General features: G+C 70.8%; 21 protein-coding genes. 15 read left to right on the forward strand and 6 right to left on the reverse strand.

Translation table 11 applies throughout. The annotated features are described in order from the left end of the window. Positions 1–55: 55 nt before the first annotated feature. Positions 56–2305: a bifunctional (p)ppGpp synthetase/guanosine-3',5'-bis(diphosphate) 3'-pyrophosphohydrolase gene (locus tag QE410_RS07180; protein ID WP_307329842.1), complete on the forward strand. Its 2250-nt coding sequence runs from the start codon at positions 56–58 to the stop codon at positions 2303–2305. A gap of 89 nt (positions 2306–2394) precedes the next feature. Here the strand turns inward: QE410_RS07180 and QE410_RS07185 are convergent, their stop codons facing one another. The 3 genes from QE410_RS07185 to QE410_RS07195 all read right to left on the reverse strand — a co-directional run bounded on the left by QE410_RS07185 (position 2395) and on the right by QE410_RS07195 (position 5134). Then, positions 2395–3018 carry a hypothetical protein gene (locus QE410_RS07185; protein ID WP_307329845.1) on the reverse strand — a complete coding sequence of 208 codons (624 nt, stop codon included), beginning with the start codon at positions 3016–3018 and terminating at the stop codon, positions 2395–2397. 64 nt (positions 3019–3082) lie between these two features. Beyond that, positions 3083–4738 carry a DUF349 domain-containing protein gene (locus QE410_RS07190; RefSeq protein WP_373459326.1) on the reverse strand — a complete coding sequence of 552 codons (1656 nt, stop codon included), beginning with the start codon at positions 4736–4738 and terminating at the stop codon, positions 3083–3085. A gap of 81 nt (positions 4739–4819) precedes the next feature. Next, positions 4820–5134: a dioxygenase gene (locus tag QE410_RS07195; protein WP_307329849.1), complete on the reverse strand. Its 315-nt coding sequence runs from the start codon at positions 5132–5134 to the stop codon at positions 4820–4822. 115 nt (positions 5135–5249) lie between these two features. Between QE410_RS07195 and QE410_RS07200 the strand changes: the two genes are divergently transcribed. The 10 genes from QE410_RS07200 (at position 5250) to aroB (ending at position 16571) form a co-directional block, all read left to right on the forward strand. Continuing rightward, complete coding sequence (locus tag QE410_RS07200) at positions 5250–6662, forward strand: replication-associated recombination protein A (protein ID WP_307329852.1); 1413 nt, start codon at positions 5250–5252, stop codon at positions 6660–6662. Between the two features lie 185 nt (positions 6663–6847). Beyond that, positions 6848–7477, forward strand: a complete 630-nt coding sequence (rpsD, locus tag QE410_RS07205; RefSeq protein ID WP_013586600.1) for a 30S ribosomal protein S4 — start codon at positions 6848–6850, stop codon at positions 7475–7477. Between the two features lie 216 nt (positions 7478–7693). Continuing rightward, positions 7694–7978, forward strand: coding sequence for an ATPase (locus tag QE410_RS07210; RefSeq protein WP_307329858.1), 285 nt, complete (start codon positions 7694–7696; stop codon positions 7976–7978). Between the two features lie 64 nt (positions 7979–8042). After that, a complete protein-coding gene (gene alaS / locus QE410_RS07215; protein ID WP_307329862.1) occupies positions 8043–10712 on the forward strand; it encodes an alanine--tRNA ligase in 2670 nt (889 codons plus the stop codon). Beyond that, positions 10709–11182: a Holliday junction resolvase RuvX gene (gene ruvX, locus QE410_RS07220; protein WP_307329866.1), complete on the forward strand. Its 474-nt coding sequence runs from the start codon at positions 10709–10711 to the stop codon at positions 11180–11182. The genes alaS and ruvX overlap by 4 nt, the downstream gene beginning before the upstream one ends. Before the next feature lies 1 nt (position 11183). Next, complete coding sequence (gene mltG / locus QE410_RS07225) at positions 11184–12896, forward strand: endolytic transglycosylase MltG (RefSeq protein ID WP_307329869.1); 1713 nt, start codon at positions 11184–11186, stop codon at positions 12894–12896. Continuing rightward, on the forward strand, positions 12890–13729 hold the full coding sequence (locus tag QE410_RS07230) for a shikimate dehydrogenase (protein ID WP_307329872.1): 840 nt from the start codon (positions 12890–12892) through the stop codon (positions 13727–13729). The genes mltG and QE410_RS07230 overlap by 7 nt, the downstream gene beginning before the upstream one ends. Before the next feature lie 4 nt (positions 13730–13733). Beyond that, a complete protein-coding gene (gene aroC, locus QE410_RS07235; RefSeq protein WP_307329874.1) occupies positions 13734–14960 on the forward strand; it encodes a chorismate synthase in 1227 nt (408 codons plus the stop codon). Further along, complete coding sequence (locus QE410_RS07240; RefSeq protein ID WP_307329878.1) at positions 14947–15498, forward strand: shikimate kinase; 552 nt, start codon at positions 14947–14949, stop codon at positions 15496–15498. The genes aroC and QE410_RS07240 overlap by 14 nt, the downstream gene beginning before the upstream one ends. Further along, positions 15495–16571: a 3-dehydroquinate synthase gene (gene aroB / locus QE410_RS07245; RefSeq protein ID WP_307329881.1), complete on the forward strand. Its 1077-nt coding sequence runs from the start codon at positions 15495–15497 to the stop codon at positions 16569–16571. Before QE410_RS07240 ends, aroB begins: the two co-directional genes overlap by 4 nt. A gap of 265 nt (positions 16572–16836) precedes the next feature. Here aroB and QE410_RS07250 read toward each other — a convergent pair whose 3' ends face one another. The 3 genes from QE410_RS07250 to QE410_RS07260 all read right to left on the reverse strand — a co-directional run bounded on the left by QE410_RS07250 (position 16837) and on the right by QE410_RS07260 (position 20138). Continuing rightward, positions 16837–18156 carry an MFS transporter gene (locus QE410_RS07250; RefSeq protein WP_307329884.1) on the reverse strand — a complete coding sequence of 440 codons (1320 nt, stop codon included), beginning with the start codon at positions 18154–18156 and terminating at the stop codon, positions 16837–16839. Between the two features lie 13 nt (positions 18157–18169). After that, a complete protein-coding gene (locus QE410_RS07255) occupies positions 18170–19063 on the reverse strand; it encodes a shikimate dehydrogenase (RefSeq protein ID WP_307329887.1) in 894 nt (297 codons plus the stop codon). Between the two features lie 442 nt (positions 19064–19505). Next, complete coding sequence (locus tag QE410_RS07260; protein WP_307329892.1) at positions 19506–20138, reverse strand: TetR/AcrR family transcriptional regulator; 633 nt, start codon at positions 20136–20138, stop codon at positions 19506–19508. Between the two features lie 62 nt (positions 20139–20200). Here QE410_RS07260 and QE410_RS07265 point away from each other — a divergent pair, with 62 nt between their 5' ends. The 4 genes from QE410_RS07265 to nusB all read left to right on the forward strand — a co-directional run bounded on the left by QE410_RS07265 (position 20201) and on the right by nusB (position 23614). Continuing rightward, a complete protein-coding gene (locus QE410_RS07265; protein ID WP_373459327.1) occupies positions 20201–22000 on the forward strand; it encodes a bifunctional sugar phosphate isomerase/epimerase/4-hydroxyphenylpyruvate dioxygenase family protein in 1800 nt (599 codons plus the stop codon). Positions 22001–22013: 13 nt separating this feature from the next. Further along, positions 22014–22472, forward strand: a complete 459-nt coding sequence (gene aroQ / locus QE410_RS07270) for a type II 3-dehydroquinate dehydratase (protein WP_307329898.1) — start codon at positions 22014–22016, stop codon at positions 22470–22472. A 168-nt stretch (positions 22473–22640) separates the two neighbouring features. Then, positions 22641–23201 carry an elongation factor P gene (gene efp / locus QE410_RS07275; protein ID WP_307329900.1) on the forward strand — a complete coding sequence of 187 codons (561 nt, stop codon included), beginning with the start codon at positions 22641–22643 and terminating at the stop codon, positions 23199–23201. Between the two features lie 2 nt (positions 23202–23203). Then, positions 23204–23614 (forward strand): transcription antitermination factor NusB, encoded by a 411-nt coding sequence (gene nusB, locus QE410_RS07280; RefSeq protein WP_058233224.1) that lies wholly within the window; start codon positions 23204–23206, stop codon positions 23612–23614. Positions 23615–23729 lie beyond the last annotated feature (115 nt).

The following is a 23729-nucleotide window of genomic DNA, read 5'->3' on the forward strand; positions in this document are numbered from 1 at the left end:
GGGCCCCACCTGTCTGGGCATAGACTTGACCGACCGGCCACAGGGAGGGGTGGAGATGACCGAGACCGCTTCCGCTGCGCCGCCGCCGTCCTCGCTGCGCCGCCTCGTTCCGCGCATCTTCTCGCGCGCCGCGCGCCGCGACGACGTCGACAAGCTGCTGCGCACCGTCCGCACGCACCACCCCAAGGGTGACCTCGCGATCATCGAGCGCGCCTACGCCGTCGCCGACAAGGCGCACGACGGACAGAAGCGTCAGAGCGGCGAGCCCTACATCACGCACCCGCTCGCGGTCGCTCAGATCCTCGCCGAGCTCGGTCTGGGTCCGAAGGCCATCGCCGCCGCCCTGCTGCACGACACGGTCGAAGACACCGGCTACCCGCTCGACGAGTTGGCCGCCGATTTCGGTGACGAAGTCGCCATGCTCGTCGACGGCGTCACGAAGCTCGACCGGGTCAAGTACGGAGACAGCGCTCAGGCCGAGACCGTGCGCAAGATGATCGTGGCGATGTCGAAAGACATCCGCGTCCTGCTCATCAAACTCGCCGACCGTCTGCACAACGCGCGCACGTGGGGGTTCGTCCCGCCGCACAAGGCCGCGAAGAAGGCCACCGAGACGCTCGAGATCTACGCGCCCCTCGCTCACCGCCTCGGCATCCAGGCCATCAAGAGCGAGCTCGAAGACCTGTCGTTCGCGGTGATGCACCCCAAGCTCTACGCCGAGATCGAGAGTCTGGTCAAGCAGCGCACCCCGCAGCGCGAGCAGTACGTGCAGAACGTCATCGACGCGGTCGACGCCGACCTTCGTGAGCTGCGCGTGCGGGGCCGCGTCATGGGCCGGCCGAAGCAGCTGTACTCGGTGTACCAGAAGATGGTCGTGCGCGGCCGTGAATTCGACGACATCTACGACCTCATCGGCATCCGGATCCTCGTGGGCACCGTCCGTGACTGCTACGCGGTGCTCGGGGCGATCCACGCGCGGTGGACTCCGCTGCCGGGGCGCTTCAAGGACTACATCGCCACCCCGAAGTTCAACCTCTACCAGTCGCTGCACACCACGGTCATCGGCCCCGGTGGCCGCACCGTCGAGATCCAGATCCGCACGCACGAGATGCATCAGCAGGCCGAGTTCGGCGTCGCTGCGCACTGGAAGTACAAAGAGCGGATGGCCGGCGGCAAGGCGGATGCCAAGGCCGTCGACGCCGACATGGCCTGGATCGCCCACATCTCCGACTGGCAGGCAGAGACCGCAGACCCGGGGGAGTTCCTCGACTCGCTGCGCTTCGAGATCGGCGCCAAAGAGGTCTACGTCTTCACCCCGAAGGGACGCGTCGTCGGGCTCCCCACCGGGGCGACGCCCGTCGATTTCGCCTACGCCGTGCACACCGAGATCGGGCACCGCACGATGGGGGCCAAGGTCAACGGTCGTCTCGTGCCGCTGGAGTCCACGCTGCAGAGCGGCGATGTCGTCGAGGTGTTCACGTCGAAGAACCCCGACGCCGGCCCGAGCCAGGACTGGCTCGGCTTCGTCAAGAGCACGCGTGCGCGCAACAAGATCCGCGGCTGGTTCACGAAGGAGCGTCGCGAAGAAGCCATCGAGCAGGGCAAGGACTCCATCGCCCGCGCCATGCGCCGGCAGAACCTGCCGCTGCAGCGGCTGATGAGCCAGGACTCCTTCACCGAGGTGGCCCGACTGTTCCACTACGAGGACGTCTCGGCGCTGTACGCGGCGGTCGGCGAAGGCCACGTCTCCACGCAGTCGGTGATCGAGAAGGTCACCGCCCTCGTCAGCGTCGAAGAGACCAACACCGGCCCGATCGACATCCCCGTCGGGCGCAGTCGCGCCCCGCGCGGCGGCGACTCCGGCGTGCTCGTGCGCGGAGCTCCCGACATCCTCGTCAAGCTCGCCAAGTGCTGCACTCCCGTGCCCGGCGACGAGATCGTCGGATTCGTCACGCGCGGCAGCGGCGTGTCGGTGCACCGCGGCGACTGCACGAACGTCAAGGCGCTGAAAGAAGAGCCCGACCGTCTCATCGACGTCGAGTGGGCGCCGACCACCAAGAGCGTGTTCCTCGTGCAGATCCAGGTCGAGGCGCTGGATCGCTCGGGCCTGTTGAGCGACGTCACGCGAGTGCTCAGCGAGCACCACGTGAATATCTTGTCGGCCACGGTCTCGACGACGAACGACCGACTGGCGCTCAGCAAGTTCGTCTTCGAGATGGGCGACACCGTTCACCTCGACCGCGTCCTGAACGCCGTCCGCCGCATCGACGCCGTCTACGACGTCTACCGCGTCACGTCGTCCTGACGGGGTCGTCACATGCGAGGCGGAGGGTGTGCCCCTGTGCCGGCGGGGCACGGCTCATGAACCGATCTTCGCCGCGGTCACCCGGTGCGCTACGCGTGACGGGCGTCGACGCCGCCACCTGCGGCGTCGCACCCCGCCGTGGTCGCGGCGCCGGGGTCGTGGCATCCGTTCGCGATCGCCGCCGTCTCGCCGCCAAGGACAGCCCCCGCGCGTCGCGCGTGCGGAAACCGCGGATGCCACGCGAGCCACGCCTCGGCGGCGCGCTTCGTCAGCGGGTCGGTGGAGGCCCACGACCGTGCGAGCGCGAGGTCGACGTCGTCGTCGGAGCGCGCCAGGTCGACGAGCGTCCGCTCCGGGGTCGTCACGTGCACGCCGGCCACCCGGCGGACATCGCCCGGGTCGAGGCGCACGTCGTGGTACACGGTGCGGGCGTCGGAACGCGTCCGCACCCGCGTCGCACCGGCTCGCTGCACATGGTGCGGTGAAGGCTCCGAAGCGAGCGCGCCATGGATCCACGCGGCGCTGCGCCGCACGGCCGCCCAGCGTTCACCCAGGAGGGGGCGCAGACTGCGCGCGCGCATCCAGGGCGTCTCGGCCGCGTCGGCGGGCATGAAGCCCTCACCCAGCGGGACCAGCAGCCCGTCGAGACACGCGGCCGACAGCTCGGCGAGCGAGAGGCGTTCGTCGGCGAAGAACAGGAAGGGCGACACCATCCCGCCAGTGTGGCGGGGCGATGTCGCCCGTGACGCCGCAGCGTCAGACCTGTGGAGAACCCGCTCAGCCGCCGAGGGCGCGCAGCCAGGTGCGGCGAGCCTCGAGCGCCTCCCGCGCCTGAGCCGCGGCGCGCTTGTCGCCGCGCGCCTCGGCCTCGGCGACCTCGGCCTCGAGCTTGTCGATCGCATCGGTCAGCTGGCGCGTCATGTCGTTGGCGCGCGCCTTCTGTTCGGGGTCGTTGCGCTTCCAGTCGGCGTCTTCGCGCGTGCGCACGCTCTGCTCGATCTTGCGCAGCTCGTCGTCGAGCGCCCGCTCCTTGTCGCGCGGGAAGATGCGACCGATCTCGTCCCACTGGCGCTGGATGGCGGTGAGCTTCTGACGGGCGGTCGCGAGGTTCTTCTCGTCGACGATCGGCGCAGCCTCGTCGAGGAGTGCGCGCTTCTGCTCGATCTTCTCTTTCGACGCTTCGTTCTCGGCGGACTCGCGCTCGATGCGCGCCCCGTACAGGGCGTCGCCGGCGGCCTTGAACCGCGCCCAGAGCGCGTCGTCGACCTTGCGGCCGGCACGCCCCGACGCCTTCCAGGCGTCGAGCAAGTCGCGGTACGCCCCGATCCCGTCCTCACCGCGTGGTGCGAGGGCCTCGGCGCGCTCGACGAGACGCGTCTTGGCTTCGCGGGCGGCCTTGTGCGTCTCGTCCAGGGAGGAGAAGAACTCGCGACGGTGACGGTCGACCGTCGCGCGTGCGTCGCGGAAGCGGCGCCACAGCTGCTGGGCGGTCGACTTCGACAGGCGCGGGCCGTTCTGCTGGTGGGCCTGCCACCGGTCGAACAGCGCCGTCATGTCGGCGGTCATCTGCTTCCACTGCACCGTCTGCGGGTCGCGGGCGGCGAGCGCCTCGGCTTCTTCGACGATGACCGTGCGCTCGCGCACGGCCTCTTCGCTCGCCTGCTTGGCGGCGGCGGCTTCGCTCTCGCTGGCCTCCGCCAGCTCGGCGGTCAGGGCGTCGACGCGGGCGATGAGCGCGGCGAGGTCGCCCACGGCGGCCGCACCGTCGAGCTTTCCGCGGAGGGCCTTCGCGGTCGAGCGCAGATCGGATGCCGATGCGCCGCCGCGGCGGTGACGGGTCTCGAGCAGCGTGACTTCGCCTGCCAGGTCGGAGAACTTGCGCTGGTAGTACGCCAGCGCCTCGGCGGGGGTGCCGTCGGGGTACTGCCCGACCTCGCGCCACTCATCGCCCTCGCGGACCGACACGGTGCCGTCGTCGTCGACCCGTCCCCAGGGCAGGGTGGTCGTCTTGGATGCCGTCGCGCCCGGGGGTGGTCCGGGCAGACGCGGGCCGGGGCGGGCCGCCGGCTGTGCGGGGGCGGGCGGGGCGTCGCTCGTCGCGCCCGAGGCGGGCTCGGCGTCGGCCGCGGGCTCGGCCTCCGGCGTGCTCTCCGCGTCGGCGGGAGCCTCGGCGTCGGGTGCCGTGTCGGCCGCGGGCTCGGCCTCACCGGCATCGGCGGGTTCTTCCTCGGCGGAAGTGCCACCCTCGGACGGGGCGTCGACGTCTACGTCGGTGACGGACGCGGCCTCGACGGCCGATTCGTCGGTCGTCGCCTGGTCGGCGTCGGGACCGGTGGCCCCGGCGTCGGCCTCGATCGTGGAAGGAGCGTCGACCTCGGCGTCGGTCGCGGCGTCGCGCGGGTCGGAGGTCTCGGGGGTGGAAGCGGAAGACACGGATAGCACCTCATCGCGGCAGAACCGCCTGGGGGAGAAGGACCCTCCGAGCCTAGTACGACCGGCCGCACCGGCACAGGATCAGGGTGCCGTCGTCTCCGTGGCATCCGGAGCCGGCGTCGCCGGTGCATCGGTCGCCGGCGTGCTGGGCGCGTCGGTCGTGGGAGCGGTGGGCGTGGTGGACGGCACGGGCTCGGGAGCTCCCGGACCCGCGACGAAGTACGCCGTCTGCGCACCGACCGCACCCAGGATGACGACCAGTCCGACCACGACGGCGGTCACGTTGTCGCGCGTGCGGCGGCGGAACTGCCGCTGGTGCAGCTCCACTCGCGCCGCATAGGTGCGGGCGCGTTCCCGCTGCTCTCGCGTCTGCCGGTCTCTCCCGCGCGTCGCCACATCGACCTCCTCCGCCCGTCCGGGCGACTCGATCCTACAAAGCCCCCGTCCTTCGCCCGCGATAGGCCGGAGGCCGCGCCGACCCGATGTCGGGGGCCCCGGTTAGCCTGGACCGGTGACCGCTTCTTCCGCGCTCTTCCAGGGCCAGACGCCGCTGGCCGTGCGCATGCGCCCCGTGAGCCTCGACGAGGTCGCCGGTCAGGGGCACCTGCTGCGGCCGGGCTCTCCGCTGGTCACGCTCGCCACGACCGACTCGTCGTCATCCGGGTCGGCCGTCTCGGTCATCCTGTGGGGGCCGCCCGGCACAGGCAAGACGACCCTGGCCCAGGCGATCGCGCGTTCGTCGGGGCGGCGGTTCGTGGAGCTGTCGGCGATCACCGCCGGCGTCAAAGACGTGCGCGAGGTCATGCAAGAAGCACTGACCCAGCGCGATCTCTACGGGCAGTCGACCATCCTGTTCCTCGACGAGATCCACCGCTTCACCAAGGCCCAGCAAGATGCCCTGCTGCCGGGTGTCGAGAACGGATGGGTCGTCCTGATCGCGGCCACCACCGAGAATCCATCGTTCTCGGTCATCTCGCCCCTGCTCTCGCGGTCGCTGCTGCTCACCCTGCGGCCCCTGGGTGACGACGACCTCGGCGCCCTGGTGGACCGGGCCGTGACCGACCCCCGCGGTCTCGCCGGTCGCGTCGTGCTCGACGACGATGCGCGCGCCGCCCTCGTGCGCCTGGCATCCGGCGACGCTCGTCGGGCACTCACCGCCCTCGAGGCGGCGGCCTCGGTCGCGGGCGACGACGCGAGCGCGGCGGTGCCGGGCGTCGACGACGACGAATACGAAGACGAAGACGACGCGCACGACCCGGGGCCGTTCACCGGCGACGGCACCGAGGTTCCTGTCATCACCGAGGACCACATCGCCCAGGCCGTCGACCGCGCGCTGCTGCGCTACGACCGTCAGGGCGATGAGCACTACGACGTCATCAGCGCATTCATCAAGTCGGTTCGGGGGTCCGATCCCGATGCCGCGATCCACTACCTCGCGCGCATGATCGAGGCCGGCGAAGACCCGCGTTTCATCGCCCGGCGGCTGGTGATCTCGGCGGCCGAAGACATCGGCATGGCCGACCCCCAGGCGCTGCAGATCGCCGTGGCCGCCGCCGACGCCGTCGCCTTCATCGGTATGCCGGAGGGGCGCATCCCGCTGGCCGAGGCCACCGTCTACCTCGCCACCACCGCCAAGTCGAACGCCGCCTACAACGCCATCAACGCCGCCATCGCCGACGTGCGCGCGGGCGGCTTCGGGCGCGTGCCGATGCACCTGCGCGACGCGCACTATCCCGGTGCCAAGCGGCTCGGCCACGGCAGGGGCTACAAGTACGCGCACGACAGCGAGATCGGCATCGTCGCGCAGCAGTACCTGCCCGACGAGCTGCGCGGACGCCGCTATTACGAGCCCACGAACCATGGCGCCGAGCGCGATGTGTCCGCCCGGCTGGAGAAGATCCGCCGCATCCTCGACGGGCAGTGACGCCCTCGGCTGGTTCTTGACGGCCTCTGCTATCATGAATCGGCTCGAAACAGGGTTTTCGGGCATCCCCTCCTTCCAGTGATCACCTTCCGGTGCGCCCCGGCGTGCGCCCCGGACCGGGCGGAAGGGGGCGATACGCCCGCGAGCCGCGAAAGGCGCGGCCGCGTCATCGGAAGGAGAACTTCGTGACCACGAAGTCTCAGGACCGCCGCAAGGTGCGTCTGTCGCGCGCCCTCGGCGTCGCGCTCACCCCCAAGGCCGCCCGCTACCTCGAGAAGCGTCCCTACGCTCCCGGCGAGCACGGCCGCACCAAGCGCAAGGCCGACAGCGACTACGCCGTGCGTCTGCGCGAGAAGCAGCGTCTGCGCGAGCAGTACGGCATCCGCGAGAAGCAGCTGCGCATCGCGTTCAACGAGGCCCGCCGCACCGACGGCCTGACCGGTGAGAACCTGGTCGAGCTGCTCGAGATGCGTCTGGACGCCCTCGTCGTGCGTTCGGGCTTCGCCCGCACCACCGCGCAGGCTCGCCAGCTCGTCGTGCACCGCCACATCCTGGTCGACGGCCAGCTCGTGGACCGCCCGTCGTTCCGCGTGAAGCCGGGTCAGCAGATTCACGTCAAGCCCAAGAGCGAGGGCCTCGAGCCCTTCCAGGTCGCCGCCGCCGGCGGGCACGCCGAAGTGCTGCCCCCCGTTCCGGGTTACCTCGAGGTCGACCTCTCGACGCTCCAGGCGAAGCTCGTGCGTCGCCCCAAGCGCGCCGAGGTACCCGTCACCTGTGACGTGCAGCTCGTCGTCGAGTACTACGCCGCCCGCTGACACCAGCGAGCACACGAAGGGCGTCGGGGTTCCCCGGCGCCCTTCGTCGTCTCCGCTCGCCAGACGGCTGCGATGCCGAACCCCTGCCGACCGCGACGGGGGAGCGCCTCCGACCGAATGCATGGCATCCACCCGGTCACCGGTTGCGCAGCGCACAGGGGCCCTCGCCTACGATGGGGGATGCCGCGAACGCGGCGTCGTATCGAGGAAGAAGTGGTGATCGTGAAAAGCCTCGTCTGGTTCGCGTTGGGTATCGCCGGTGGGTTCGTCGCCGCCCACCTCGTCAACAAGGACCCCCGCGGGCAGGAGCTGTTCGCGCAGCTCGACGCGCGCATCGGCGAGTTCACCGACCACATGAGCGACGCCTATCACCAGCAGGAGACCCGCCTGTCGGAGATCATCGACGACGCCAAGGGCGTCGCCGCCTCCGCCGTCGACCGGGCCTCCGAGGCCGTCGGCGACGCCGCCGCCGCGAAGACCGCCGCCACCTCGTCCGACTGACCTCCCCGGCATCCGGCCCCCGACGCCCGGGGGCCGTCACCGCACGCGCACCGAAAGACCCGCCATGAAAACCGCCGAGATCGCCCAGCGCTTCCTCGACTTCTTCGAGAAGAAGAACCACACGATCGTCCCCTCGGCCTCGCTCGTCACCGACGACCCGGCCCTGCTGTTCACCGTGGCGGGCATGGTGCCCTTCATCCCCTACCTCAGCGGTGTCGTGCCGCCGCCGTACCCGCGTGCGGCCGACGTGCAGAAGTGCATCCGCACCAACGACATCGAGGAGGTCGGCAAGACCCCTCGTCACGGCACCTTCTTCCAGATGCTCGGCAACTGGTCGTTCGGCGACTACTTCAAAGAAGACGCGATCCGCTTCGCGTGGGAGCTGCTGACCGCTCCCGAGGCGGAGGGCGGCCTCGCCTTCGACCCGAAGGACCTCTGGGTCACGGTGTACGAGGAGGACGACGAGGCGCACGAGCTGTGGCGCCGTCTGACGCACCTTCCCGAGGAGCGCATCCAGCGTCTCGGCAAGGACACCAACTACTGGTCGACCGGGCTCCCGGGCCCCGCCGGCCCCTGCTCCGAGATCTTCTTCGACCGCGGACCCGCGTACGGCATCGACGGCGGCCCCGCCACCGACGACGACCGCTACGTCGAGATCTGGAACCTCGTGTTCATGCAGTACGAGATCACCAACGTGCGCTCGAAGTACGACTTCGACATCGTGGGCGAACTCCCCGCCAAGAACATCGACACCGGCATGGGCCTGGAGCGCATCGCGTTCATCAAGCAGGGCGTCGACAACATGTACGAGACCGACCAGGTGCGCCCCGTGCTCGATCTGGCGGCGAAACTCGCAGGCAAGTCGTACGGCGCCGAATCGCACGACGACGACGTGCGCCTGCGCATCGTCGCCGACCACGTGCGCTCGTCGCTCATGCTGCTCGCCGACGGCGTCACCCCCTCGAACGAGGGCCGCGGCTACATCCTCCGCCGCATCATGCGTCGCGCCATCCGCTCGATGCGCCTGCTCGGCGTCGAGGGCGCCACCTTCCCCGAGCTCTTCGCCGCGTCGCGCGACGCGATGAAGGAGTCGTACCCCGAGGTCGAGGCCGACTACGCACGCCTCTCGGCCTACGCGATCGCCGAAGAGCAGACGTTCCTGCGCACGCTCGCGGCGGGGTCGGCCATCCTCGACCAGTCCGTCGCCGAGGCGAAGACCGGCGGCGGGACCACCCTGTCGGGCTCCGAGGCGTTCCTTCTGCACGACACGTACGGTTTCCCGATCGACCTCACGCTCGAGATCGCCGAAGAGGCGGGTCTCACCGTCGACCGCGGCGCCTTCGATCAGCTCATGCAGGAGCAGCGCACCCGCGCGAAGGCCGACGCCCGCGCCCGTAAGGGTGCCATCGCCGACCAGAGCGCCTACCGCGAGTTCCGCGCGCTCGGCGAGACCGTATTCACCGGGTACACCGAGCTGCAGACCGAGTCGACCGTCCTCGGCATCCTGGTTCAGGGTCAGGGCACCGACCGGGCGTCCGAGGGCCAGATCGCCGAGATCATCACGGCCGAGACCGCTCTCTACGCCGAGTCGGGCGGTCAGGTCGCCGACAAGGGCGTCATCGTCGGCCCCGGCTACGAGCTCGAGGTGCTCGACGTGCAGCGCCCCGTTCCGGGCCTGGTCAGCCACACCGTCGAGGTCACCACCGGCGAGGTGTCGGTCGGCGCCCCCGCGACCACCGTGGTCGACGCTCTGAACCGCCACTCGGCCCAGCAGGCGCACACTGCCACGCACCTCGTGCACGCGGCCATCCGCGACACACTCGGCAAGACCGCCACCCAGACCGGGTCGCTCAACCGCGCCGGCTACATGCGCTTCGACTTCAGCTGGGGCTCGGCGCTGTCGCCCGAGACCCGCACCGAGATCGAAGACATCGCCAACAACGCCGTGCGCGACAACCTCGAGGTCACCACGCGCGTGATGTCGCTCGACGAGGCGAAGGCCGCCGGCGCCATGGCGCTGTTCGGCGAGAAGTACGGCGACACCGTGCGCATGGTCGACATCGGCGGCCCGTGGTCGCGCGAGCTCTGCGGCGGAACGCACGTATCACGCAGCTCCGAGATCGGTCTGGTCAACCTCGTCGGCGAGCAGTCGGTGGGCGCCTCGAACCGCCGCGTCGAAGCGCTGGTGGGCCTCGACGCGTTCCGCGACCTCGCCGCCGAGCGTGCGATCGTGTCGCAGCTCAGCACGAGCCTGAAAACCCCGCGCGACCAGCTCACGTCGCGCATCGCCGAGCTCGCCGCGAGCTTGAAAGCCGCGGAGAAGAAGATCGCCGCGTTCGAGGCGCAGGCCCTGACCGGGCGCCTGCCGCAGCTGGTCGAATCCGCGAGCACGGTCGGCACCGTGCGCGTCGTCGCCCAGAGCCTCGGCGAGGGCGCGTCGGCCGACGACGTGCGCTCACTCGCGCTGCAGGTGCGCGACCGTCTCGGCACCGACCCCGCCGTCGTCGCGCTGGCTTCGGTGACCGGCGGTCGGGCCACGGTCGTCGTCGTCACCAACGACGCCGCTCGCGAGCGCGGTATCGCCGCCGGCGCTCTCGCCAAGGCCGCCGCGGGCGTGCTCGGCGGTGGGGGAGGCGGTCGACCGGATGTCGCACAGGGCGGTGGAACGGATGCCGCGGCCCTGCCGCAGGCGCTCGACGGCATCGTCGCAGGCGTTCGGGCGACCACCGCGTGACGACGTTCCGGCGCGGCATCCGGCTGGGGATCGATGTCGGGCGCGCGCGCGTCGGCGTGGCGCGCTCGGACCCGGACGGGGTGCTCGCCGTTCCCGTCGAGACGGTTCCTCGCAAGGGCGAGCCGGTCCGGCGCATCGCGGCCCTCGCGGCCGAATACGAGGCGTTCGAGGTGCTCGTCGGTCTGCCCCTGAACCTCCGGGGCGAGGACACGCCGTCGACGACCGACGCGCGCCGATTCGCCGAGGCCCTCGCGGCGTCGCTCCCGATGCCCGTCCGACTGGTCGACGAGCGGCTCAGCACCGTTTCGGCGCACGGTGTGCTGAGAGAAGCAGGGCGTTCCCAGCGGGATTCTCGTAGCATTGTGGACCAAGTCGCCGCTGTGGTGCTGCTGCAGCAGGCGCTCGACGTGGAGCGACAGTCCGGTGCCCCGGCCGGACCCGCCGTATCACCGGGACAGGAGCCCGCCTGACATGCCCGAGAACCAGCCGCCCGAGAGCGATCCGTTCGCCGACCTCTACGGGCGACTGCCCGACCCGCGCACCACAGCGCGAGCCGATGACGCGCCGCCCTCGCGCAGGGCCGCCCGCGAAGCCCGTCGCGCCGAGAACGGCACGACCGACGTCGGCGACACCGCACGGAGGTCGCCGGGTGCGACGTCATCGACGCCCTCGCCCGCATCGCCCAGCGGGGCGCCCACCCCGGGCCGACCGGCTCGCGCCGAGGCGGCACCCCGCAGCGCCGCAGCCGCTGCGGACTCGGCCCGCTCGAGCGCGGATGTTTCGGGTGCCGCTGGCGCCCCCGCGGCCGGCGGCACCCCCGCCGGTGCCGGCCGTCGCACCGCCGCTGACAGCGACGCCCCCGCCGGTGCCGGCCGTCGCACCGTCGCTGACAGCGGCACCCCCGTCGGTCCGCGCCGCAGCGTTGCTGCCGCGGCCGAGACCCGCCCGGCACGCGAACCCGCACTCGTGGGCGCCGGTTCCGCCGGGGCCGCCGTCGCGTCGACACAGGGTGCCGTGGCATCCGGATCTCTCGAGCAACTCTTCACCGGCCAGACCACGACGCACGAGATCGGTCACGCCGCACCGGAGCCGACGCGCAGGCGACGTCGCGTGGGGCCGTGGATCGCCCTCGCGGTCGTGGTGCTGCTCGTCGGCGGCATCGCCGGCGGCGGTCTCGCCCTCTGGAACACCTACGGCGAGCGGGTGCAGGCGTTCTTCGGCGGCGACGAGCCCCTCGACTACGAAGCGGGTCAGGCCACGGGCGAGACGCGCGTCACCATCGTCTCGGGCGACACCGGAGCGTCGGTCTCGCCGAAGATGTTCGAGGCGGGCGTGACCAAGGCGTCGAACTCGCTCTACAAGTACATGGTCGACAACAACGTCGCCTTCACCTTCCAGCCGGGCGTCTACAAGCTCCAGCAGCAGATGACCTCCGAGGCCGTGCTGCTCGCCCTCCGTCAGCCCGAGAACCGTCTGAACTACTCCGTGCAGCTGCGCGAGGGTCTCACCCTGGCACAGTCGCTCGACCTCATCACGGAGCAGCTCGGCATCGCTCGCGCCGATCTCGACGCGGCCGTCGCCGACCCGTCGCAGTACGGCGTACCGGCGTCGACGCTCGAGGGATGGATCTTCCCGGCCACCTACGACTTCGACGAGGGCGTCACCGCACAGCAGGTCATCGACACGATGGTCGCGCGCACCGTGCAGTCGCTCGACGCGGCCGGCGTGCCCGAGGGCGACCGCGAGCGGATCCTCATCATCGCGTCGATCATCGAGCGCGAGGCGCGCAGCAGCGAGGACTTCTACAAGGTGTCGCGGGTGATCGAGAATCGCCTGCAGCCCACCAACCAGGAGACCTTCGGCAAGCTCGAGATGGACTCCACCGTGCAGTACGGCGCGGGCGAGATGGGCAGCGGGTCGGTGAGCACCTCCGAAGAAGCCCGCAACAGCGACAACCCGTGGAACACCTACATGTACCCGGGTCTGCCCATCGGCCCCATCGCGAACGCCGGCGATCTCGCCATCGACGCCGCGATGAAGCCGGCCGACGGTCCGTGGCTGTACTTCGTCACCGTCAACCTCGACACCGGCGAGACCGTCTTCACCTCCACGCTCAGCGAGCACGAGCAGGCCGTCGCGCAGTGGCGGGCGTGGTGCGCCGAGAACCCGAACTCGGGATGCTGACCGACCGCACGCGCCTCGCCGTGTGGGGCGACCCGATCGCGCACTCGCGGTCGCCCCGTCTGCACGCCGCGGCCTACGGCGTGCTGGGGCTCGACTGGGACTACGAACGCCGTCAGGTCGGTGAGGCGGGGTTCGCGAACGCCCTCACCGATATGGATGCCACGTGGCGGGGCCTGTCCCTCACCATGCCGTTGAAGCACGTTGCGGCGAAGACGGCCGTGTCGCTCGATGACGCGGCGCGGTTCACGGGCGCGGTGAACACCTACCTGCTCACGGACGACGGTCCCCGCGGCTTCAACACCGACGTGGGGGGACTGGCGCGCGCGCTGCACGAGGCGGGAGTCGCCGAGCCCCGCGCCGCCCGCATCCTCGGCGCGGGTGCGACGGCGACCTCCGCCGTCCTCTCGCTGAAGGAACGGGGTGTCCGGCGTGTCGAGGTCGTCGCGCGGCGCCCCGAGGCGGTGGCGTCGCTCGCGCAGATGGGCGAGGCCGTCGGCGTCGAGGTGGTCGGGTCCTCCTTCGCCAACGCCGAGACGCCGGCGCCGGTCGACGTGACGATCGCGGCCCTGCCGGGGAACGTCGATGCGGGTCCCGGCATCCGCCCCTTCGCCGAGAACGGCGGACTGCTGGTCGATGTCGTGTACGGCACCTGGCCGACCGCGCTCGCGCAGGAATGGATCGCGGTCGGCAACGAGGCGATCAACGGCCTCCCGATGCTGCTGCACCAGGCCCTGCTGCAGGTGCGCGTGTTCGTCAACGGCGACCCCGGCAGACCGCTCCACCGCGAGGATGCGGTGCTGTCCGCGATGCGCACCGCGCTCGTGGGAGACTAGACGAATGCTTCGCGTTCTCACGGCCGGCGAGTCCCACGGCCCCGAACTGATCGCCCTCATGGAGGGGATGCCGGCCGGCGTGCCCGTCTCGTCCGCGCAGATCCGCGCCGAACTCGCGCGTCGTCGCCTGGGGTACGGCCGGGGCTCGCGCATGAAGTTCGAAGAAGACGAGCTCACGCTCTCCACCGGCATCGTGCACGGTTTCACCATCGGCAGCCCGATCGCGCTGCGCATCGGCAATACGGAGTGGCCGAAGTGGACCGAGGTCATGAGCCCCGAGCCGATCGAGCTGTCCGACCGCTCGCGCGGCCGTGGCGCCGCGCTCACGCGCCCGCGACCCGGGCACGCCGACCTCGTCGGCATGCAGAAGTACGGCTTCGACGAGGCCCGCCCGATCCTCGAGCGCGCCTCGGCGCGCGAGACCGCGGCGCGCGTCGCCCTGGGTGCCGTCGCCCGGTCGTTCCTCAACGAGCTCGGCATCCGCCTGGTCAGCCACACGCTCTCGATCGGCCCGGTGCGCGTGCCCGACGACGCGCCGTTCCCCGCGCCCGACGACGTCGACCTGCTCGACGCCGATCCGTTGCGCTGCTTCCACCCCGAGACCAGCGCCGCCATGGTGGCCGAGGTCGACGACGCCAAGAAGGCCGGTGACACGCTCGGCGGCATCGTCGAGGTGCTCGCCTACGGCCTGCCGCCGGGGCTCGGCTCGCACGTGCAGTGGGACCGCCGACTCGATGCCCGGCTCGCGCAGGCGCTGATGAGCATCCAGGCGATCAAGGGCGTCGAGGTCGGCGACGGCTTCCTCACCACGACCCGTCGCGGCTCGCAGGCGCACGACGAACTCTTCGCGACCGGCGACGGCATCACGCGCTCGTCCGATCGCGCGGGCGGCACGGAGGGCGGCATGTCGACCGGCACCGTGCTGCGCGTGCGCGCCGGCATGAAGCCGATCGCCACCATCCCCAAGGCCCTGCGCACGGTCGACGTCGCCACCGGCGACACCGCCGCGGCCCACCACCAGCGCTCCGACGTGTGCGCCGTACCGGCGGCCGGCGTCGTGGCCGAAGCCATGGTCGCCGTCACCCTCGCCGACGCGATCCTCGAGAAGTTCGGCGGCGACAACATCGTCGAGACCCGCCGCAACGTCGAGACCTACCTCGCGAACCTGCCCGAGACGCTGCGCACGACCGACGCGTCCGACGCGGCGCTCCTCGCGCATGACCTCGCCTGAGTCGGTATCCGACGCGGTGCCCGGTCCGGCCGTCGTCCTGATCGGACCGATGGGCGCCGGCAAGACCAGTGTCGGCCGCCGCGTCGCGCGGGCGCTCGGCACGCCGTTCACCGACACCGACAAGCTGGTCGTGCGCGATCACGGGCCCATCCCGGCGCTCTTCGTCGCCCACGGCGAGCCGCACTTCCGCGCCCTCGAACGTGACGCGGTCGCCGAGGCGCTCGCCCGCGGCGGCGTCGTCGCACTCGGCGGCGGGGCCGTGCTCGACCCCGTGACCCGCGAGCGCCTCACCGCGCACCGCGTGGTGCTGCTCACGGTGGCGCCGCACGTCGTGGCATCCCGTATCCACGGTGACGAGCGTCCGCTGCTGGGCGGGGAGGACCCCGTCGCCCGCTGGCAGCGCATCTACGACGAACGCCGGTCGGTCTACGAGCGGACCGCCGACATCACCTTCGACACCTCGTCGGGACCGCTCGTGCGCGTCGTCGACGACATCGTGGCCTGGGCACGCCGTGTGCCGGCCGGAGAGACGGCATGACCGACACCACCACCATCAGCGTCGCCGGTGACTCCGGCTACGACATCACGATCGGTCGCGGCCTGCTGGCCTCGCTCGGCGAGAAGCTGCCGGCGGCGGCGCAGAAGGTGCTGGTGGTGCACCCGCCGACCCTCGCGAAGCAGGCCGAGGCCCTGCGCGCCCAGCTCATGGGCGATCGCCAGGTGCTGCTCGCCGAGATCCCCGATGCCGAGGCCGGTAAGCGCGTCGAGGTGGCGGCGTTCTGCTGGCAGGTGATGGGGCAGGCCGACTTCACCCGCACCGACGTCGTCATCGGCTTCGGCGGGGGAGCGGTCACCGACCTCGCCGGTTTCGTGGCGGCGACCTGGCTGCGCGGCGTCGCCCTCGTGCAGGTGCCGACGACCGTGCTCGGCATGGTGGATGCCGCGGTGGGAGGGAAGACCGGCATCAACACCGCCGAGGGGAAGAACCTCGTGGGCGCCTTCTGGCCCCCGATCGTGGTGGTGTGCGACCTCGACCTGCTCGACACGCTGTCGAAGAACGAGGCGACCGCCGGCTTCGCCGAGGTGGTCAAGGCCGGGTTCATCTGGCATCCGGAAATCCTCGATCTCATCGAGGCCGACCCCACCGGGATCGTCGACCCGCGCGGTGATGCGTTCCGGCGCTGCGTCGAACTCGCCATCGACATGAAGGCGCGTGTGGTCGGCGAAGACCTGCGCGAGGCGGGGCTTCGCGAGGTGCTCAACTACGGACACACCCTCGGCCACGCGATCGAGCACGCCGAGCGCTACCGCTGGCGTCACGGTGCCGCGATCTCGGTGGGTATGGTGTTCGCCGCCGAGCTGTCGCGCCTCGCCGGACGGCTGTCGGATGACGTGGCTCAGCGTCACCGCACGATCCTCGAGTCGCTCGGGCTGCCGACGACCTACCGGGCGGGGGCGTTCCAGACGCTCAAGGCCACGATGCAGCGCGACAAGAAGAGCCGCGGCGCGATGCTGCGGTTCATCGTGCTCGACGACCTGGCACGTCCGACGGTGCTGCAGGCGCCCGATGAGTCGCTGCTGTTCGCGGCGTACCAGGAGGTCGGGGCGTAGCCTCGGCGGCCTCGCACGGCAGCGCGAACCTCGCAGGATCGGCCGGGACGTCGGGAAGATCTGCGACGTTGTGACAGCAATCGGCGCTCCGGGCACCGGATGCCGCGTCATCCGGTCCCCGGTTCCCTAACCGAAGCGCCCGGATCTCGACGTATTCGCCCCGGGGACGGCGGGTGGCGCCGCGGTCGCGAGAGGCGCAACGCCCCCCACTCATACGCGGAACGGCCCCGCCTTGATGCAAGGCGGGGCCGTTCCGCGTACCGGATCAGACCGAGACGCTCTCGCGACGCTCGGCGACGAGGCCGAGCCGGTCAGTCGGGACGTCCTTCGTCTCGCGCGCGGTGAGGGCGCTGACCGACGCGATGATCGCGATCGCGGCGGTGAAGAGGCTGATGACGACCCAGCCCCCCGCGCCGCCGCCACCGAGGGCCGCGACGATGCTGGGCGCGAACCCGGCCATGAGGAAGCCGAGCTGCGTGCCGATGGCCATGCCCGAGAAACGGACGCGGGTACTGAACATCTCGCCGTAGAACGACGGCCACACGGCGTTGGCCGCGGCGTATCCGCAGGAGAACGTCAAGATCGCGAGACCGAAGGTGAGCAGGTCGTTCCCGGCGCCCATCGACAGCATGTAGAACGGCATGAACGCCGCCGACGACAGGGCGCCGTAGATGAAGACGGGCTTGCGGCCGACCCGGTCGGCGAGCTTGCCGAACAGCGGCTGCGTGAACAACGCCACGACATTGGCGACGACGACGAGCCAGAGCGTCACGCTAGCGGCGAGGCCGACCTCTTTGCCGTACGCGATCGCGAGGGTGCCGAACACGGTCGAGACCGCGGCGATGAAGGCGCAGAAGATCACGCGGAGCACATCGCGCCAGTGGTTCTTCAGCAGCGGGACGAGCGGCATCCGGGCGATCTGTCCCGTCGCCTTCGCCTGCTCGAACTCCGGCGTCTCGTGCAGGCTCCGGCGGATGAAGAACGCCACCACCACGACCACCGCGCTCAACCAGAACGGCACGCGCCAGCCCCACGAGAACTTGATGTCGTCGGGGAGGGCGACGACGGGGATGAAGACGAGCGCCGCGAGGATCTGCCCGCCCTGGGTGCCGGTCAGGGTCCACGAGGTGAAGAACGAACGGCGGCCGTCGGGCGCGTGCTCGAGCGTCAGCGACGACGCCCCGGCCTGCTCACCGGCGGCCGACAGGCCCTGCGCGAGGCGGCACAGCACGAGCAGTGCGGGGGCGAACCACCCGATCTGCGCGAAGCCGGGGAGGCAGCCGATGATGAAGGTCGACAGGCCCATCAGGAGCAGCGTGAACATCAGCACCTTCTGGCGGCCGATGCGGTCGCCGAAGTGACCGAGGATGATCGCGCCGAACGGACGCGCGATGTAGGCGAACCCGAAGGTCGCGAACGACATCACCAGAGCCGCCTGGTCGCCCGAGGGGAAGAACACGGTCGGGAAGATGAGGGCGGCGGCGGAGCCGAAGAGGAAGAAGTCGTAGTACTCCACGGCGCTGCCCATGAAGCTGGCGGTGGCCGCCTTCACGGGGGTCTTCCGCGTCGTTGCGGTGGTGGTCATGGGCAAGGGCTCCTTAGCGGGCGAGGGCCGGATCGACGGGGCTGTCGGCGGCGACGAGATCGAGGAAGTGGGCGGTCATGCGGTCGGGATCGGGTCGCGTCCCGGTGATGAGGGCGAACGCGTCGACGGCCTGGTGGACCGCCATGCGCCCGCCGCTGAGGGTGCGGCAGCCGCGCTCGCGCGCGGTGACGAGGAGTTCGGTGTCGAGCGGCCGATACACGATGTCGGCGACCCACAGGTCGGGGCGCAGCAGCGCGGCGTCGAGGGGGAGCCCCGGGTGCTCGGCCATGCCGACGGGCGTGCAGTGCACGAGACCGTCCGCGTCGGCCAGGATCTCGGCGAGCTGCGGAGGTGCCGCGGTGTCGACGGCGGCGAGGGGATGCCGGGCGGCCAGATCGGCTGCCAGCGCTCCGGCTCGCGCGGGGTCGAGATCGACGATGCTGAGACGCGCGGTACCGAGTCGGAGCAGCGCGTCGGCCACGGCGGAACCCGCCCCGCCGGCGCCGAGCTGGACGACGTGGCGGGTCTCGGCATCCGGAAGCCCGTCGGTGAACGCGGCGGCGAAGCCCGTGGTGTCGGTGTTGTAGCCCACGCGACCGGCGGGGGTGAAGAGCACCGTGTTGACAGCGCCGAGGGCGGCGGCGACCGGATCGATGCGGTCGAGGTGGGCGAGCACGCTCTGCTTGCAGGGGTGGGTGACGTTGACGGCGTCGTAGCCGAGACGCTCGGCCCACGCGAGCACCTCGCCGATGCGATCGGGGTCGATGCCGAGGGCGGTCAGGTCGAGCGGGCGGTAGACGTACGTCAGCCCGAGGGCCCGTGCTTCGGCCATGTGCATCGGCGGCGTGAGCGAGGGGAGGACCCCCGTGCCGATGAGGCCGACGAGGTACGGGTGCGCGTCGATCACGGTACTCCTTCGTTTCCGCGAGCCGGTTATGTACTAACCGGTACGTTCAGAGGAAACCACGGCGAGGGCGTGGTGTCAACGATGCGTCGGGATCCCCTTCGACAGAGGTCCGAGGGCGGCGTTGCCCATGCGCCCGCGTCGGCGATGCACAACTCCGGCATATCGGGGCATTGCGCGAGCCCTGAAGCTTCGGGGGCGGGGAACTTATGAGATGTGCAGCTACGAACACCACCGGCCGATGAGCAGCAAACCCGCCGGCGACGGCGAGGCCGGGGAGCGCGCACGGTGAGGCCGGGGAGCGCGCGCGGCGCCGAGCGGTGCACAACTCCTGCAGAAGGGGGCTCCGAGTCAGCCGTGACCCCGCACGATCCCCAACAGCAGGAGTCGTGCATCGCGGGGGCGGTGGGTCGGTCGACGGGGCAGCGCCTTCACGTGCCGGTGGTCAGGCCGCCGGAGCCGTCAGCCAGCCGACCACGACATCGCCGATCACGCCGCGGAGGTGGGCGCGACGGTCGGGGGAGGACAGGTCGACATCGAAGAGGTGACCGAAGGTGTACTGGTTGGCCACCTGGAAGACGCAGTACGAGCTGATGACGAGGTGCACGTCGATTGCATCGACGTCGGAACGGAACACGCCGGCGGCGCGACCGCGTTCGAGGATCTCGTCGAGCAGACTCTTCGCCGGCTGTGACAGCGTGCGCAGGCCCTCGATCTGGCGGATGAACTCGCCGCGGTGGATGTTCTCGATCGCGACGAGGCGGATGAAGGCGTCGTGGCCGACGTGGTGGTCGAAGGTCAGTTCGGCGAGGGCGCGGATGGCATCCACCGGGTCGGCGTGATCGACGTCGATCGAGCGCTCGGCCTCGCGGATGCCGCGGTAGGCCTCCTCGAGCACGGCCCGGTAGAGGCCCTCTTTGCCGCCGAAGTAGTAGTAGATCATCCGCTTCGTCGTGCGGGTGCGCGCGGCGATCTCATCCACCCGGGCACCCGAGAACCCGTCCTCGGCGAAGACCTCGGTGGCGACGGCGAGGAGTTCCGACCGAGTCCGTTCGGCGTCTCTGCGTGCCTCGGCCATTCGGTCAGACTAGTGGACCCACTTTGTACCAGATGGTACATTCGGCGCCCATGAGGACCTCGATGGCGACCGTCTGTATCAGCGGCACCCTGGCCGACAAGCTGCACGCGTGCGCGGAGGCCGGCTTCGACGGCGTCGAGATCTTCGAGCCCGACCTGCTCGCCGCCCCCGAGAGCCCCGAGGAGATCGCCGCGCTCGCCGCGCGCCTGGGCCTCGGTCTCGACCTCTACCAGCCGATGCGCGACGTCGAAGGCGTCGACGAGGAGACGTTCGCCGCGGTCCTGCGTCGCGCCGACGCCAAGTTCCGCCTCATGCGGCGTCTCGGCATCGACCTGGTGCTGTGCTGCAGCAACGTGGCGACCGCCACCATCGACGACGACGCCGTGTCCGCCGACCAGTTGCGGCGCCTCGGCGACCTCGCCGAGGGGTATGGCATCCGCATCGCCTTCGAGGCCCTCGCGTGGGGCCGCTTCGTCGACGACTACCGCCGCGCGTGGCGCATCGTCGAGCTCGCCGACCACCCCGCCGTCGGGGTGTGCCTCGACTCGTTCCACATCCTGTCGCGCGGCCACGACCCGGCCGCCATCAGCGGCATCCCGGGCGAGAAGATCTTCTTCGTGCAGCTCGCCGACGCCCCGCGCCTGAGCATGGACGTCCTGTCGTGGAGCCGGCACCACCGCCTCTTCCCGGGCGAGGGCGACTTCGACCTCGCCGACTTCACGGCACGGATCGTGGATGCCGGATACGCGGGCCCGTGGTCGCTCGAGGTGTTCAACGACACCTTCCGCCAGACCGACGCCCGTCGTACGGCCCGGCACGCCCGCCGGTCGCTGCGGTGGCTCGAGGACGCGGTCTCACGTGCGCTGCCGGCCTCGCCCGACGGCTTCGAGATGCTCCCCGACTCCGCCGCCCCCTCCGGCGTCGACTTCGTCGAGGTCAAAGCCGAGGACACCTCGACGATCGAGGAACTGCTCGGCCAGCTCGGCTTCACCTCGCGCGGACGCCACCGCACCAAGCCCGTGACGCTGTGGACGGCGGGGGATGCGCGCGTCATCCTGAACGAGCAGCACGCGCGCGGGTGGGAGCCGCGGCTGGCGGCCATCGGCCTCGAGGTCGACGACGCCGAAGCGGTCGATCTGCGCATGGGCGAGCTGCGCGTACCGCGGGCCTACCGGCGCACGTACGCGACCGAGGAGCGCCTCGACGGCGCGGTGGCGCCCGATGGCACCGAGGTGTACTGGGCCCAGGCGGCCGACGAGGGTGATCCGGCCTGGGTCGCCGAGTTCGAACACGGCGAGCCGCTCCGCGAGAGCGCCGTCACCGGCGTCGACCACGTCAGTCTGAGTCAGCCCTGGGATGCCATCGAAGAGGCGACCCTGTTCTACACAGCGGGCTTCGCCCTGCGCGTCGACAGCAGCACGGAGGTGCCCGGCCCGCGAGGTCTCGTCGCCAGCCGCGTGCTCGTCGCGCCGGGAGGGACCGTTCGGCTGCCGCTGAACGTCGCCCCGCCGATCCTCGCCTCCGAGCGGGCCGGCGCAGCCCTTCCGCAGCACGTCGCCTTCTCGTGCGACGACGTGCGCGAGGTCGCCCGCACCGCCCGCGACCGCGGCTTCGCTCCGCTGGAGATGCCCGGCAACTACTACGACGACATCGCCGCCCGCTTCGAGCTCACCGACGCCGAGGTCGACGAGCTCCGCGACCTGCACCTCGGGTACGACCAGGATGCCGCGGGCGCCTACCTCCACTTCTACACGCGCACGATCGGTGAGGTGTTCTTCGAATTCGTGCAGCGCGTCGACGCGTACGCGGGGTACGGCGCGGGCACCGCACCCGTGCGCCTCACCGCGCAGGGACGGCGCTGATAACGTGCCGGGAATGACCACGCCCCGCCGCCTGCTGCTCGTCAACGGTCCGAACCTCAACCTGCTCGGCACCCGCCAGCCCGAGATCTACGGCTCCGACACCCTCGCCGACGTCGAGCGCGTGACGACCGCAGCCGCCGCCGCGCACGGGTTCGAGGTGCGCGCGCTGCAGAGCAACCATGAGGGCGTGCTGATCGACGCCATCCACGCCGCGCGGCTGGACTGCGCGGGAATCGTCATCAACGCCGGAGGGCTCACGCACACCTCGGTCGCGTTGCGCGACGCCCTGGCATCCGTCGCCCTTCCCGTCGCCGAGGTGCACATCTCGAACATCAAGGAGCGGGAGGAGTTCCGGCACTTCTCGTACATCGAAGACGTCGCCGCGGTGCACGTCGTGGGCGAGGGCGTGCAGGGCTACGCGCGGGCGGTCGACCTGCTCGTCGAGGTGATCGCGGGGCGTGCCGACGGGTGAGCGGCCGGTAGTCGAGGTGATCGCGGGGCGCGCTCAAGGTCGCGGGGCCCTGGCGCGGCGCGGTGTCCACACGGTCGACCGCGTCCGAGGGAGGCATCGCGTAGACTCGGTCGCTGGGTGTGCGCCGGAGCGCCGCCTCTCCTCACACGAAACGGAACACGGGCACTCATGGCATCCACCGCAGACATCAAGAACGGCGTCGTCCTCAGCATCGACGGTCAGCTCTGGAGCGTCGTGGAGTTCCAGCACGTCAAGCCCGGCAAGGGCGGCGCGTTCGTGCGCACCAAGCTCAAGAACGTCATGAGCGGCAAGGTCGTCGACCGCACGTTCAACGCCGGCGCCAAGGTTGACATCGAGAACGTCGACCGCCGCGACTTCACCTACCTCTACAACGACGGCGAGGGCTTCGTCTTCATGGACGTCGCCGACTACGACCAGATCACCGTGGGCGCCGCCACCGTCGGCGACGCCGCCAACTTCCTGCTCGAGAACCAGCAGGTGCAGATCGCGCTCAACAACGGCAACCCGCTCTACGTCGAGATGCCGCCGTCGGTCGTGCTCGAGGTCACCTACACCGAGCCGGGCCTGCAGGGCGACCGCTCGTCGGCCGGCACCAAGCCCGCCACGGTCGAGACCGGCTACGAGATGCAGGTTCCGCTGTTCCTCGAGACCGGCACGAAGATCAAGGTCGACACTCGCACCGGCGAGTACCTCGGCCGCATCAGCTGACGTTGTCCGCCCGCACCAAGGCGCGCAAGCGCGCCCTCGACATCCTCTTCCAGGCCGACGTGCGCGGCGAGGAGCTCGCGATCATGCTGGCCACCGAGGCCAAGCGCGCGGCATCCGAGCCCGACCGCCAGGCGTCGTGGCTGTACGCCCGCGACATCGTCGACGGTGTCATCGATAACCGTGACGCGATCGACGAGCAGATCACCACGTTCGCCAAGGACTGGTCGCTGCAGCGCATGCCCGCCGTCGACCGTGCCCTGCTGCGCATCGGCACGTGGGAGATCCTCTACAACGACGAGGTCCCGACGGCCGTCGCCATCGACGAGGCGGTGGAGCTCGCGAAGGAGTTCTCGACCGACGACTCCGGCTCGTTCGTGCACGGCGTGCTGGCGCGGATCGCTCGCTCGTCCTGAGCGCTGCACCTTCGCTGCGACGCGGCCTCGGCTCTTGGCCGGCGGCCGCGTCGCGGCGTTTGCGGGGACCGCGAGGTGCGGGGGCCGACGCGGAGACGGCGGCGCCGGGAGCTGC

The sequence above is a fragment of the Microbacterium sp. SORGH_AS_1204 genome, from assembly GCF_030818935.1.
Taxonomy (GTDB): Bacteria; Actinomycetota; Actinomycetes; order Actinomycetales; family Microbacteriaceae; genus Microbacterium.

Bases quoted from the DNA above. Each gene is read 5' to 3' on its own strand.
- QE410_RS07180 (WP_307329842.1), top strand. From the start codon at position 56: ATGACCGAGACCGCTTCCGCTGCGCCGCCGCCGTCCTCGCTGCGCCGC.
- QE410_RS07185 (WP_307329845.1), bottom strand. From the start codon at position 3,018: ATGGTGTCGCCCTTCCTGTTCTTCGCCGACGAACGCCTCTCGCTCGCC.
- alaS (WP_307329862.1), top strand. From the start codon at position 8,043: ATGAAAACCGCCGAGATCGCCCAGCGCTTCCTCGACTTCTTCGAGAAG.
- mltG (WP_307329869.1), top strand. From the start codon at position 11,184: ATGCCCGAGAACCAGCCGCCCGAGAGCGATCCGTTCGCCGACCTCTAC.
- QE410_RS07230 (WP_307329872.1), top strand. From the start codon at position 12,890: ATGCTGACCGACCGCACGCGCCTCGCCGTGTGGGGCGACCCGATCGCG.
- aroC (WP_307329874.1), top strand. From the start codon at position 13,734: ATGCTTCGCGTTCTCACGGCCGGCGAGTCCCACGGCCCCGAACTGATC.
- QE410_RS07240 (WP_307329878.1), top strand. From the start codon at position 14,947: ATGACCTCGCCTGAGTCGGTATCCGACGCGGTGCCCGGTCCGGCCGTC.
- aroB (WP_307329881.1), top strand. From the start codon at position 15,495: ATGACCGACACCACCACCATCAGCGTCGCCGGTGACTCCGGCTACGAC.
- QE410_RS07250 (WP_307329884.1), bottom strand. From the start codon at position 18,156: ATGACCACCACCGCAACGACGCGGAAGACCCCCGTGAAGGCGGCCACC.
- QE410_RS07260 (WP_307329892.1), bottom strand. From the start codon at position 20,138: ATGGCCGAGGCACGCAGAGACGCCGAACGGACTCGGTCGGAACTCCTC.
- QE410_RS07265 (WP_373459327.1), top strand. From the start codon at position 20,201: ATGGCGACCGTCTGTATCAGCGGCACCCTGGCCGACAAGCTGCACGCG.
- aroQ (WP_307329898.1), top strand. From the start codon at position 22,014: ATGACCACGCCCCGCCGCCTGCTGCTCGTCAACGGTCCGAACCTCAAC.
- efp (WP_307329900.1), top strand. From the start codon at position 22,641: ATGGCATCCACCGCAGACATCAAGAACGGCGTCGTCCTCAGCATCGAC.